The sequence below is a fragment of the Cupriavidus sp. IK-TO18 genome, from assembly GCF_015549295.1.
Taxonomy (GTDB): domain Bacteria; phylum Pseudomonadota; class Gammaproteobacteria; order Burkholderiales; family Burkholderiaceae; genus Cupriavidus; species Cupriavidus oxalaticus_A.
Window position 1 is genome coordinate 1 of sequence record NZ_JADGMP010000029.1, and the last position, 12,921, is coordinate 12,921.

Genomic DNA, 12,921 nt, shown 5'->3' on the forward strand with positions numbered 1-12,921 from the left:
TCCTTGACCGCGGGGCGCACGTCGGACGCTTCGATCACCGCGCCCAGGCGCTTGGCGGTGGCAATCGCCTGCAGGCCGGCGACGCCGGCGCCCAGGATCAGCACGCGTGCGGCCTTGACGGTGCCGGCGGCGGTCATCAGCATCGGCATGAAGCGCTGGTAGTGGTGCGCGGCCACCAGCACGGCCTTGTAGCCGGCGATGTTGGCCTGCGACGACAGCACGTCCATGCTCTGCGCGCGCGTGGTGCGCGGCGCGGCCTCGAGTGCGAACGCGATCACGTTGGCTGCCGCCATGCGCGCGTTGTTCTCGGCATCGAAGGGATTGAGCATGCCCACCAGTACGGCCCCCGGCTTCATCTGTGCCAGTTCCGCGTCGTCGGGCGCGCGCACCTTGAGCACCAGCTGTGCCCCCAGCGCTTCGGCAGCGGTGCCGATGGTGGCACCGGCCGCTTCATACGCGCCGTCGGGCTGGCTGGCGCGAACGCCGGCGCCGGCCTGCACGATGACCTTGTGGCCCTGCGCCACGTACTTCTTTACGGTCTCCGGCGTCGCGGCAACACGCGCCTCCCCCGCCCGCGACTCAGTCGGGATCCCTATCAGCATCTTCATTCTCCGGATTGGCGCCGCATGGCGGCGCCGGTCTGTGGCGTTGCGGCTCAGCGCGGCACTTCGCCTTCCAGCGTGACGCGGTTCAAGACACGTTCGGCATTGCCGTAGTCGTGCACCGCGTAGTGCATGGTGCAGCGGTTGTCCCACATCAGCACATCGCCCTGCTGCCACATATGGCGGTAGACGTTGTCGGGCGAGACCGAATGCTCGTAGAGGAAGTCGAGCAGTGGCCGGCTCTCCGCCTCGGTCATGCCCTCGATGCACTGCGCGGTATCGGGATGGCCGACGTACAGCGCCTTGCGGCCGGTTTCCGGGTGAGTGCGCACGATCGGATGCACGGCGGCGGGAACCTTGTCGGAGCCGGTCATTTTGGCCAGCCGCGCGCCGGAGAAGCGGCAGCGCAGCCCTTCGATCATGCGCTGCATCGCCGGCGACAGCCGCTCGTAGGACACGTACTGGTTGCACCACATGGTGTCGCCGCCAACCGGGATGGTGACCGCCGACAGGATCGAGATCTTGGGCGGCACCTCGGTGTAGATCGAGTCCGAATGCCAGGCCTCGGTCGACGCGGTCTCCTTCGGAATCTTGGTCACCTGGGCCAGCTCCGGGAACTCTGTCAGGCCCTTGAGCAGCGGGTTGCCCTGCACCGGCTTGCCCCAGCGCCGCGCGAAGGCGACCTGCGCCGCGGGCTGCAGGTGCTGGCCGCGGAATACCAGCACACCGTATTCCAGGAATGCGCGGTGCAGGATGTCGAAGCTGGCATCGTCGAGCGGCTGGTTCAGGTCGACGCCGGTCACGGCGGCACCAACGGAACCGGTCAGCGGCTGGATCTGGATGGTCATCATGTCTCCTCGTCTTTTCTGTGGAATCAGTCTGCAAGCAGCACAATCTTGCCCACGTGCTGCTCTTGCTTCATGTAGGCATGCGCGGCGGCTATATCGGTCATGGCAAAGGTGCGATCGATTGGCAGCCGCACACGCCCCGCGCGCAGGAACGGCAGCATGTCGCGCGCGCAGGCCTGGATGCATTCCAGCCGCTCCTGTTCGGTGCGGGTGCGGAAGGTCACGCCGATCAGCTGCAGGCGCTTGAGCCAGAGCTGCGTCAGGTCGATCTGCGCGGTCGCGGAACCCAGCCGCGCGATGTTCACCAGCCGGCCCTTGACCGCCAGGCTTTGCATATTGGCTTCGAACAGCGGGCCGCCGACCGTGTCGATGATGATGTCGACACCCTTGTCGCCGGTGGCCGCCATGACCGCCGCGACCTGGTCGTCGCGCGAGGCATCGATGCCCACGTCCACGCCGAACTGGCTGATCTTGTCGAGCTTGGCCGCCGAGCGCGACGACGCGATCACGGGGCGCGCGCCCATCAGCGAGGCGATCTGGATCGCCGCCATCGCCACGCCACCCGAGGCGCCGTTGACCAGCACCGATTCGCCCGCCACCAGCCGGCCGTTGGTGACCAGCGCATCATGCGCGGTGATAAAGACATTGGGAAACGCCGCGGCATCGATCCACGACAGCCCGTCCGGCACCGGCATCAGCGCCAGCGGCTCGGCCACCACGTACTCGGCCTGGCAGCCGCGGCCATGACCCATCACGCGGTCGCCCTTGCGCCAGCCGCTGACGCCCGCGCCAACGTCGGCCACCTCGCCGGCAAACTCGACGCCGGCGGTGATGGTATTGCCCGAGCGCAATTCCTTCGCCTGGTTGATCTCGCCCCGGTTCAGGCCGGCGGCGCGCACCCTGACCAGCACCTGCCCCGCCGCCGCCACCGGCACCGGGATATCCTGCACTTCGACCTTGCCGCCCTCCGGGCCCGGCACTACGCGGACTGCCTTCACTGTTGTCTCCTTTCCCGATTGATCCCTGTGCTGCCCTATGCACTGCCTTATGCGCTACCAAGCGCCGTCGCCCTGATCAGCGACAGCAGTTCCAGTGCGCGCTCGGCGGCTGCTTCACCGCCGGGGTGGTTGCCGCGCACGAACGGCACGCGGCTGTCCTCGATCGCGGCCAGCGCATGCAGCGGCCGTTCCGCCGCCACCGCCAGCCGGCGGAATTCATTGACGGTCAGCAGGTAGCTGTGGAACACGTCCGCCTGCGGCGGCGTGGTGCCGAGCTTGTGCAGCAGCGCGTTGAGCCAGTGCGTGCCGGCCAGCATCGCGCCTTCGATCAGCATCTCGTAGTCGGCGCTGGTGCACTTCTGCAGCGATGCCTCGATGCCGCGCGCCATCGCCATGTGGCGTTCAATATCCATCCCTTGCTCCCTCCAGTCGCGCCGCCAGCAGCGCCAGGCAGCGGCGCAGCGCCGCATCGCAGACTTCGGCAATGGCCGGGGTGGGTTCAAGGCCCTCGCGCAGGCAGGGATCGCGGTAATGCTCGATCTCCTCCATCGCCGCCATCATCGCCGCGATGTCGGCAGGCACCGGTGCCTCGACCTTCGGCCGGCCCACATGGAGCACGTCGCCCAGCGGACCGAACGCCGGCCTGAGGCTGCCATCGGGCTGCGGCACCAGGTAGACGCCTGGCTGCGTGGGAAACCTGTCGTCGTCCTGCGTGACGCCCGCGTGGTGCAGCGCCGCGTTCACGGCATGGGTGCCCGCGGTCATGCCTGCCCAGAACCAAAGGCCGAAATCCTGCTGCGGATCGAGCCGCGCACGCAGCGCCTGCAGCCGCCCGATCTTCTCCTGGTGTGACCGAACCTTCATGCCTGTCTTCTCCAGTGGGTTCGCGGTGTCGATAAACCGGCGCCGACACCGCCGCCGTTGTCATGACGATAGACAGCAGAGATGCCGGTGTCAACAAACTTCTATATAGGACTTCCATGGATAGAGTAGTGGTTTCCTCGTAGAACCCGCAATTTTTCTTGACCATACGCCGGCCGGTTCCCTACAGTTGGCCTCAACATCTATACAGGAGTTGATCAAATGCCGCGAGCCATCGTACTGAACCCGGCCGACAACGTGGCCACCCTGCTGGGCACCGGCAATGCCGGCGAGGCCTGCGTGCTGGAAGGCGAGCGCGCCGGCACGCTGGTGCTGCTGCAGGACGTGCCGTTCGGCCACAAGATCTGCATTGCCGACACGGCGGCGGGCGCCACCATCGTGAAATACGGCCAGGTCATCGGCCGCGCCAGCCGCGCGGTGCGCGCCGGCGAACACATGCATGTCCACAACATCGAGTCGGCGCGTGCCCGCGGCGACCTGCACAAGGGGTAAAGCAGATGACAACAACCTTCCTCGGATACCCGCGCGAGAACGGCGCGGTCGGCGTGCGCAACTGGGTCGCGGTGGTTTCCGTGATGGACAACTGCAACCCGGTGACCCGGACCATCGCGCGCACCGTGGGCGGCTGCATCCCGGTGACGACGCTGTTCGTGCGCGGGCAGTTCGGCGCCGACCTGGACTTCGCCTTCGAGTCGCTCGCCGGGCTGGGCCGCAATCCGAATATCGCGGCAGTGCTGCTGGTCGGCCTGGAAGAGTCGTCGACCGAGGAAGTGGCACGCCGCATCCGCAGCACCGGCAAGCCGGTCGAACGCGTGCACCTGCAGCCCGACGGCACGGTCGCATGCATTGCCGACGGCACGCGCAAGGCCGCGCGGCTGTCGCTGGCGGCGTCGAGGGCGCGGCGCGTGCCGTGCCCGGTGTCGTCCCTGGTGATCGGCGTGGAGTGCGGCGGCTCGGACACCACCTCCGGGCTCAGCTGCAATCCCGTGATCGGCCGCATGGCGGACATGGTCGTGGCGGAGGGCGGCACCGTGATCATCTCCGAGACCTCCGAGTTCATCGGCGCCGAGCACCTGTTTGCCGAGCGCGCCACCGATGGCCGCGTGCGCGAGGCCTTCGTCACCGCGGTGCGCAACATGGAAAACCTGGCGATCTCGCGCGGCGTGGACATGCGCGAGGACCAGCCCTCGCCCGACAACAAGCGCGGCGGCCTGACCACGGTCGAGGAAAAGGCGCTGGGCGCGATGGCCAAGGCCGGCACCAGCCCGCTGGTGGGCGTGCTGCGCTACGGCGAGGCACCGCAGAAGAAGGGCTTGCATTTCATGGACGCACCGGCCGCGGCAGTGGAAAATCTCACTGCGCTGGCTGCCGGCGGATGCCAGCTGACCTTCTTCGGCACGGGGGTGGGCAATCCGATCGGCAGCATGGTGGCACCGACGGTCAAGGTGTGCGGCAACGTCAATACCCTGCACACCATGGCCGACAACATTGACTTCGACGTCAGCGGCGTCCTGCAGCACGGGGACAAGATCCCTGACCTCGGCGAGCAGCTGTACGGCTATGCGATCGATGTCGCATCCGGCACGCGGCTGACCAGCGAGGTGCTCGATATCCGGGAGACCGCGATCAGTCGATTCGCCCTGAGCCTTTGAACGACCATGACCAAACTTAGCAGCGTCTCCGACGCCATCATCCGCTCCATCGAGTCCGGCGCCCTGCGCGAAGGCGACCGGCTGCCCTCCGAGGGCGAGCTGGCCACCTTCCACGGGGTCAGCGTGGGCACGGTGCAGAAGGCGCTGGCGCGGCTGACGCACTCGGGGCTGATCACGCGCGAGCAGGGCCGCGGCACCTTTGTCTCGGGCACCCGGGTGGCGCCGGCCGACGTGCGCTACCTGCGCTTTCGCGACGAGCAGGGCAACGAGCTGCCGTCCTATGTGCACGCCCGCTCGGTCAAGCGCGTCAAGCGCCAGGGTCCCTGGTCCGAATTCCTCGGCGGCGATGGCTGCGTGCGCATCGAGCGCGTCATCAGCGTGGGCGGGCGCCTGGACCTGTACAGCGAGTTCTGGATGCGCGACGAAGACTTCGCCCAGCTCGGCGGCCTGGACCGCGAGGCGCTGGAGAAGAACCTGCGCGAGCTGATCGGCCAGCGCCTGTCGCTGCCGACGCTGCGCGTGGACCAGTGGATCCGCTTCGGGCCGGCCCCCGCCACGGCGGCGCGCGAGATCGGGCTGGAACCCGACGCGCCGGCCTTCATCATGGAGCTGCGCGGCTACACGCTGCGCGACCAGCCGCTCTACTACCAGTCGGTCTATGCCGCCCCGTTCTCGGAGCGCCTGATGATTGTCAGGGAGAAGTCAACATGACGAGCCGTACCATCCGTCGCACTGCAGACCAGCTCACGCACTGGACCGCGGCCATCTTCGAAGCGTGCGGCGTGGCGTCCGGCCATGCGCACGAGGCCGCCGCCGGGCTGGTGCGCAGCGAGCTGCGCGGCTACAGGACCCATGGCCTGACCCGGGTGCCGTCCTACGTCGAGCGCCTGCGCGCGGGCGACTTCAACCCGCGTCCGCGGATGTCGCATCGCGCCTTCCCGGGCGGGATCGTGCTCGATGCCGATGGCGCCATGGGCCAGGTTGCGGCGCCGCACGCGGTGCGGCTGGGCCTGCAGGCGCTCGAGCACAGCGCCAGCGTGCTGGTCGCGGTGCAGTCGTGCGGCCACCTGGGCGCGCTGGGCCTGCCGGCCCTGCAGGCCGCCGAGACCGGCGCCTTCTGCATGGTCGGCCAGCGCACTCCGCCGATGCTGGGCATGGAAGGCTTTGCCCGCCCGGCGCTGGGCCACAACCCCATCGCTTTCGGCTGCCCGCTGCCGGGCGCGGCGCCGATCGTGTTCGACGTGGCCTGCAGCGTCGCCGCGCGCGGCCATATCCTGCTGGCCGCGCGCGCAGGCAAACCCATCCCGGAAGGCTGGGCGCTCGATGCCGACGGCCAGCCCACCACCGATGCCAGGCGCGCGCTGGAGGGCTCGCTGCTGCCCATGGGCGGGCACAAGGGCATCGGCATCGCCATGATGGTGGAATGCCTGGCCGGCGCCATGGCCGCCACCGCCGACTCGCTGTCGCCGGAGCGCAATACCGTCTCCGGTGCCGGCGCGGTCGGCCGCCAGGGCGGCTTTGTCTGGCTGGTCAAACCCGAGGCCTTCGCCGGCCAGCAGCTCTTTGCCGACTACATGGCGCAATGGACCGGCAACTACCTTGCCGCCGGCGGTGCCGACGCGCGCCTACCCGGCCATCGCGGCGACCTGCTCGAGCGCGAAGGGCGCCAGCACGGCATTGCCTTGCCCGATGCCTTAGCGCGGGAGCTGGACACGCTCGGCCAGGCGCTGGGCATCCCCCTGCCCGGGTAACCGGTTTTCTTTTCCGTCTTGCCGAAGATCCGGGTGCCATGCGCACACCGGCTGGCCCCCTTCAACCCTGCTTGCCTGAAAAACCGCCACTATGAATGCCCCCATGCCCCCCGATGCGGCCCGCCAGGCCCTGGCCGCTGTGTCGATCGATGACAAGTACGCGCTGGAGTCCGGCCGTGCCTATATGAGCGGCGTACAGGCGCTGGTGCGCCTGCCGCTGCTGCAGCGCCGGCGCGATGCCGCGGCCGGCCACAACACCGCCGGCTTTATCTCCGGCTATCGCGGCTCGCCGCTGGGCACCTATGACCAGGCGCTGTGGCAGGCGCGCGCGCACCTGGCCGCCAGCAACGTGGTGTTCAAGCCCGGCGTCAATGAAGAACTCGGCGTCACGGCGGTGTGGGGCTCGCAGCAACTGGAGTTCGATGCCGCCAGCAGGAAGTTCGATGGCGTGTTCGGCATCTGGTACGGCAAGGGTCCCGGCGTGGACCGCAGCGGCGACGCGCTCAAGCACGCCAACCTGGCCGGCACCGCGCCGCTGGGCGGCGTGATCGCGCTGGCTGGCGACGACCACGTGTCCAAGAGCAGCACGCTGGCGCACCAGAGCGACCACACCTTCATGGCGTGCGGGCTGCCGGTGTTCTTCCCGGCGAACGTGCAGGACATCCTCGACCTGGGCGTGCATGCCTTTGCGATGAGCCGCGTCAGCGGGCTGTGGTCGGGCATGAAGACGGTGCAGGAAGTGGTGGAATCGGGCGCCTCGGTGGTCACCGACGCCGACCGCGTGCGCATCGTGCTGCCGGAGGATTTCACGCAGCCCGCCGGCGGCCTGCATATCCGCTGGCCCGACGACCCGCTCGCGGCCGAGGCGCGCATGATGGAGTTCAAGTGGCCGGCGGCGCTGGCCTACGTGCGCGCCAACCGCCTCAACCGCAATGTGATCGAGGGTCCCGATGACCGGCTGGGCATCATTGCCAGCGGCAAGGCCTACAGCGACACACGCCAGGCGCTGCTGGACCTGGGGCTGGACGATGCCGCCTGCCGCGCCCTCGGCATCCGCCTGCACAAGGTCAGCGTGGTGTGGCCGCTGGAGCCGGACAGCGTGCGCGACTTCGCGCGCGGCCTGCGCGAGGTGCTGGTGGTCGAGGAAAAACGGCCTGTGATCGAGCAGCAGCTCAAGGACGAGCTTTACCACTACCCGCCCGCGGCGCGCCCCGCCGTGTTCGGCAAGTACCACCACAGCGACGGCAATGGCGGCGAGTGGAGCCACCGCAAGCCCGCCGAAGACTGGCTGCTGCGCGCCAAGGCCGACCTGTCGCCGGCGCTGGTGGCCAAGGCCATCGCGCTGCGGCTGAAGGCACTGGGCGTGCCGGCCGACATGGCCGCGCGCATGGACCAGCGCCTGCAGGAGATCGCCGCCGCCGAACGCGCCACCGCGCAGGGCGACAGCCGCGCCACCGACCGCCTGCCCTGGTTCTGCCCCGGCTGCCCGCACAACACCAGCACGCGCGTGCCGGAGGGCTCGGTGGCGACCGCCGGCATCGGCTGCCACGGCATGGTGGTGTGGATGGACCGGTCCACCACCTCGTGGTCGCAGATGGGCGGCGAAGGCGTGCACTGGATGGGCCAGGCGCCCTTCAGCAAGCGCGCGCACATGTTCGCCAACCTGGGCGATGGCACCTACAACCACTCTGGCCTGCTGGCGGTGCGCCAGTCGATCCACGCCGGTGTGAACCTGACCTACAAGATCCTGTTCAACAGCGCGGTGGCCATGACCGGCGGCCAGCCGGTCGACGGCCAGCTCGACGTGCCGGCAATGACGCGCGAACTGGCCGCCGAGGGCGCGCGCCAGATCGTGGTGGTGACGGACGAGCCGGGCAAGTACAAGGGTGTCGGCAACCTCGCGGCGGGCGTCACCGTGCGCCACCGCGACGAGCTGGACACCGTGCAGCGCGAGCTGCGCGAGGTCGCCGGCGTGACCGTGATCATCTACGACCAGGCCTGCGCCACCAAGAAGCGCCGCGAGCGCAAGCGCGGCACCATGGCCGATCCGGCCCGGCGCGTGGTCATCAACGAGCTGGTGTGCGAAGGCTGCGGCGACTGCTCGGTGCAGAGCAACTGCCTGGCCGTGCAGCCGGTGGAAACCGATTTCGGGCGCAAGCGCAAGGTCAACCAGGACACCTGCAACAAGGACTTCTCCTGCACCAAGGGCTTCTGCCCGAGCTTTGTCACGGTCGAAGGCGGCCAGCTGACGAAGCCCGCGAAGCCGGCCGGCGGCAAGGCCACGCCGCCGGCGATCCCGATGCCCGCGCTGCCGGATGCCGGCAAGCCGCAGCGCATCGTGGTGGCCGGCATCGGCGGCACCGGCATCGTCACCATCGGCGGCGTGCTCGGCATGGCTGCGCACCTGGAAGGCAAGGGCGTGATCACGCAGGACGCGACCGGCATGGCGCAGATGGGCGGCGCCACCTGGAGCCATATCCAGATCGCCGCCAGCCCCGACGCGCTGCACGCCAGCCGCGTCGACCTGGGCATGGCCGACCTGGTGATCGCCTGCGACACCGTGGTCGCGGCCGGCAAGGCGTCGCTGGCGGCGATGTCGGCACGGACCTATGTGGTGCTGAACAGCCACCTGACCCCCACCGCGGCATTCGTGCGCAACCCCGACTGGGATCCGCAGGCCGGCGAGGCGGTGGCGCGTATCGCGCGCGCCGTCGGCGAAGGGCAACTGGCCAGCTTCGACGCCGAGCAGGTCGCGAAGCAGCTGCTGGGCCAGTCGATCTTCGCCAACCTGCTGCTGCTCGGCTATGCCTGGCAGCAGGGCAAGGTGCCGCTGTCGCACGCGGCGCTGATGCGGGCCATCGAGCTCAACGGCGTGCAGGTGGAAAGCAACAAGGCGGCGTTCGAATGGGGGCGCCTGGGCGCGCACGATATGCCTGCTCTGCAGTCGTACCTGCCGTCGCAGCCGGACGGCTCGCAGGTGATCCAGTTCGCGCGCAAGGTGCCGCTGGCGGAACTGGCGGGCAAGTACGCCGGGTTCCTGGCCGGCTACCAGAACCGGGCCTATGCGGCGCAATACGAGTCGTTCATCAGTCGCGTCAGCGCAGCGGAATCGGTCGTCGGCGGCACCCGCCTCAGCGAAGCCGTGGCCCGCTCGCTGTTCAAGCTGATGGCCTATAAAGACGAATATGAGGTGGCGCGCCTGCACACCGGCGCCGCCTTCCGCGAGCAGATCGCGTCGATGTTCGAAGGCAAGGTCCGCCTGGTGCACCACCTCGCGCCGCCGCTGCTGGCGCGCAGGAACCAGGACGGCGAGCCGGTCAAGGGGGCTTACGGCCCATGGATGCGCAACGCCTTCGGCGTGCTGGCCCGCCTCAAGGGCCTGCGCGGCACGCCGTTCGATCCCTTCGGCTACACGCAGGAACGCAGGCAGGAACGCGCGCTAATTGGCGAGTACCGCCGCAGCATCGAAGCCTTGCTGCCGGCACTTTCCGCGCACAACCTCGAACTGGCACTGGAGATCGCGCGGCTGCCGCAGGAGATCCGCGGCTACGGCCACGTCAAGGCGCGCAACCTGGCCGCCACCCGCATCCGCTGGGAGCGGTTGATGGCGCAGTGGCACGCGGGCGGCACGCAGGTTCCGGCGCGGACCAGCGCGGCGGCATAGGCAAGCTCAAACAGCATCCACCACAGACTGAAGACAACGAACGGGTCCCGGCCGCCGCTGCTGCCGCGGGTCCCGCCACAGAGACAGCGAGGAGACAGAGATGATGAAGACCGTACTGAACCGCTTTGGCCGCGCCCTGGGTGCGATCGCGCTTGCCACCTCATTTGCCGCCCCATTTGCCGCCTGCGCCACCGGTGCGCTGGCGCAGGGCGGATATCCCAACCGCCCGATCCGCATCATCGTGCCCTGGCCCGCGGGCGGCGGTGTCGACGCCGTCACGCGCACGGTGGCCGAGAAGATGAGCGCCAGCCTGGGCCAGCAGGTGATCGTCGACAACCGCCCCGGCGCCACCGGCAATATCGGCGCCGGCATGGGCGCGAAGGCGGCACCCGACGGCTACACGCTGCTGGTCGCCAGCGCGCCGATGGCGATCAATGCCAGCCTGCACAAGAACCTGCCGTTCGACCTGGGCAAGGACTTCGCGCCGCTGGGCCTGATGGCGAGCTCGCCCTACATGCTGGTGGTCAACCCGTCGGTGGCCGGTTCCGTCAAGGAACTGGTGGCGCGCGCCAGGGCCGAGCCCGGCAAGCTGAGCTATGCTTCGGTCGGGCCGGGCACGCAGCAGAACGTGGTCAGCGAAGTGTTCAAGGAAAACGCCCAGATCAACGTCGTGCACGCTCCCTACAAGGGTGGCCCGCAGGCGCTGACCGACATGGTGGGCGGGCATATCCACATGATGTTCCACGGCGTGCCGGCGGTGATGCCATTCGTCAAGGGCGGCCAGCTCAAGGCCATTGCCGTGGCAAGCAAGCAGCGCCTGCCGCTGTTCCCTGACGTGCCGACCATGGCGGAGTCCGGCTTCCCCGGCATCGAGGCCAGCGAATGGTATGGCCTGGTGGCCCCTGCCGGCACGCCCAAGGAAATCGTCGCGCTGCTCGGCAAGGAAATCGACAAGGCGCTCAACGCCCCCGGCGTGCGCCAGCAACTGGCCAGCAAGGGCTATGACCCGGCCGCGCCGGGCACGCCGGACCAGTTCGCGTCCTTCATGGCGGCCGAGCAGAAGAAGTGGGCGCTGGCGATCAAGCAGACCGGGTTCCGCCTGGAGTAAGCGGCCACCGTCGCCCGCTCGCATTCCCCATCCTGCCTGCCTCCGCAATCGGTACGACGCTTCCGGCGCCGTACCGATTGGGGCTTTCCCGAGGGTTTCGCTGTCGCTATTTCGCTGTGCGGAATTGTCAGCCGGTTTCCTTGACGATGCCGCGAAGCCTGTGCAAAAGTCGGTGAAAACGAACGATCGTGCGGGAATAATCCCGACACCTCGTCACCGGGCTTTCGCTGCCGCCGACGGCACAGCGGTGCCCGGCAAGCCGGGCGGCCACGTTGCCGCATCGCACAGGAGACAGCCCATGCAGTATCCGTACCCCGCGTCCGCGCATCCGCCCCGTGACCGTCACGGCGCGATCCCCGCCACGCCGGCCGGCACACGCCAGCCAGGCGCCGGCGCCCGCTGTCAGGCCCGCACTCCGCGCACCTGATCCCCATACGCCCCGAATTCTTGCGCGGCAGCGCCCGGCGCTGCCGCGAGGGATCACGCGCGGCGTCTTGCCAGCGCGTGCCTGGATTTCCGATTCGCGAACCGCATGAGGTAACCCCGTGGCATTGTTCCTTCAACAGATACTCAACGGCCTGACGCTGGGCGGCGTCTACAGCCTGGTGGCCCTTGGCCTGACGCTGGTCTACGGCATCCTGCACGTGCCCAATTTCGCGCACGGCGCGTTCTACATGGCCGGCGCCTATGTGTCGTACTACCTGATGACGGCGCTGGGCATGAACTACTGGCTGGCGATGGTCGGCGCCGCGCTGGTGGTGGCGGTGCTGTCGATGCTGGCCGACCGGCTGGTGTTCCATCCGCTGCGCAACTCGCCCGAGCTGCACGACATGATCGCGGCCATCGGCATCCTGCTGTTCCTGGAGGCCGGCGCGCAGGCGCTGTGGGGCGCGGACTTCCATCGCATGCCGACGCCGTACGGCCAGATCGTCGACGTCTTCGGCCTGACCGCGCCGCTGCAGCGCCTGCTGATCATCGGCGCCGCGTTTGCGCTGATGGTGCTGCTGCACCTGTTCCTCACGCGCACCATGACCGGCGCCACCATCATGGCGATGGCGCAGAACCGCGACGGCGCCGCGCTGGTCGGCATCGATGCGACGCGCGTCACGCTGCTGGTCTTCGCCATCTCCGGCGCGCTGGCCGCGATCGCCGCCACGCTGTACGCGCCGATCAACCTGGTCTACCCGAGCATGGGCAACCTGGTGATCACCAAGGCCTTCGTCATCATCATCCTGGGCGGCATGGGCAGCATTCCCGGCGCCATCGTCGGCGGGCTGATCATCGGCATGGCCGAGAGCTTCGGCGGCTTCTACGTTTCCACCGACTACAAGGACATCATCGCTTTCGTGCTGCTGGTGGTGATCCTGTCGATCCGGCCGCAGGGCCTGTTTGCCGGCAAGGCAGCCTGAGGAGTAC

The 12,921-nt window shown here is 68.8% G+C and carries 11 protein-coding genes and 1 pseudogene; 7 read left to right on the plus strand and 5 right to left on the minus strand.

Annotated features, from left to right (window positions below):
• The 5 genes and pseudogenes from IPF36_RS20490 to IPF36_RS20510 form a co-directional block, all read right to left on the minus strand.
• A pseudogene (locus IPF36_RS20490) lies at window positions 1-602 on the minus strand (NAD(P)(+) transhydrogenase (Re/Si-specific) subunit alpha); the annotation flags it as partial.
• 53 nt (window positions 603-655) lie between these two features.
• On the minus strand, window positions 656-1,450 hold the full coding sequence (locus IPF36_RS20495; protein ID WP_135703965.1) for a TauD/TfdA family dioxygenase: 795 nt from the start codon (window positions 1,448-1,450) through the stop codon (window positions 656-658).
• A gap of 26 nt (window positions 1,451-1,476) precedes the next feature.
• Complete coding sequence (locus IPF36_RS20500) at window positions 1,477-2,448, minus strand: zinc-binding dehydrogenase (RefSeq protein ID WP_135703095.1); 972 nt, start codon at window positions 2,446-2,448, stop codon at window positions 1,477-1,479.
• Between the two features lie 47 nt (window positions 2,449-2,495).
• On the minus strand, window positions 2,496-2,861 hold the full coding sequence (locus IPF36_RS20505; RefSeq protein WP_135703096.1) for a hypothetical protein: 366 nt from the start codon (window positions 2,859-2,861) through the stop codon (window positions 2,496-2,498).
• On the minus strand, window positions 2,851-3,312 hold the full coding sequence (locus IPF36_RS20510) for a hypothetical protein (RefSeq protein ID WP_133095777.1): 462 nt from the start codon (window positions 3,310-3,312) through the stop codon (window positions 2,851-2,853). The genes IPF36_RS20505 and IPF36_RS20510 overlap by 11 nt, the downstream gene beginning before the upstream one ends.
• Window positions 3,313-3,531: 219 nt before the next feature.
• Between IPF36_RS20510 and IPF36_RS20515 the strand changes: the two genes are divergently transcribed.
• The 7 genes from IPF36_RS20515 (at window position 3,532) to IPF36_RS20545 (ending at window position 12,914) form a co-directional block, all read left to right on the plus strand.
• The gene (locus tag IPF36_RS20515) at window positions 3,532-3,822 is read left to right on the plus strand and encodes a UxaA family hydrolase (RefSeq protein ID WP_133095778.1); all 291 of its coding nucleotides are present in this window, start codon (window positions 3,532-3,534) and stop codon (window positions 3,820-3,822) included.
• Between the two features lie 5 nt (window positions 3,823-3,827).
• Window positions 3,828-4,982 carry a UxaA family hydrolase gene (locus IPF36_RS20520; protein WP_135703097.1) on the plus strand — a complete coding sequence of 385 codons (1,155 nt, stop codon included), beginning with the start codon at window positions 3,828-3,830 and terminating at the stop codon, window positions 4,980-4,982.
• A 6-nt stretch (window positions 4,983-4,988) separates the two neighbouring features.
• Entirely contained in the window at window positions 4,989-5,693 is a 705-nt protein-coding gene (locus IPF36_RS20525; protein ID WP_133095780.1) for a GntR family transcriptional regulator, read from the plus strand.
• Complete coding sequence (locus tag IPF36_RS20530; RefSeq protein ID WP_135703098.1) at window positions 5,690-6,733, plus strand: Ldh family oxidoreductase; 1,044 nt, start codon at window positions 5,690-5,692, stop codon at window positions 6,731-6,733. Before IPF36_RS20525 ends, IPF36_RS20530 begins: the two co-directional genes overlap by 4 nt.
• A gap of 91 nt (window positions 6,734-6,824) precedes the next feature.
• On the plus strand, window positions 6,825-10,397 hold the full coding sequence (locus IPF36_RS20535; RefSeq protein WP_195429890.1) for an indolepyruvate ferredoxin oxidoreductase family protein: 3,573 nt from the start codon (window positions 6,825-6,827) through the stop codon (window positions 10,395-10,397).
• 103 nt (window positions 10,398-10,500) lie between these two features.
• Entirely contained in the window at window positions 10,501-11,505 is a 1,005-nt protein-coding gene (locus IPF36_RS20540; RefSeq protein ID WP_195430386.1) for a tripartite tricarboxylate transporter substrate binding protein, read from the plus strand.
• 545 nt (window positions 11,506-12,050) lie between these two features.
• Window positions 12,051-12,914: a branched-chain amino acid ABC transporter permease gene (locus tag IPF36_RS20545; RefSeq protein WP_133095783.1), complete on the plus strand. Its 864-nt coding sequence runs from the start codon at window positions 12,051-12,053 to the stop codon at window positions 12,912-12,914.
• Window positions 12,915-12,921 lie beyond the last annotated feature (7 nt).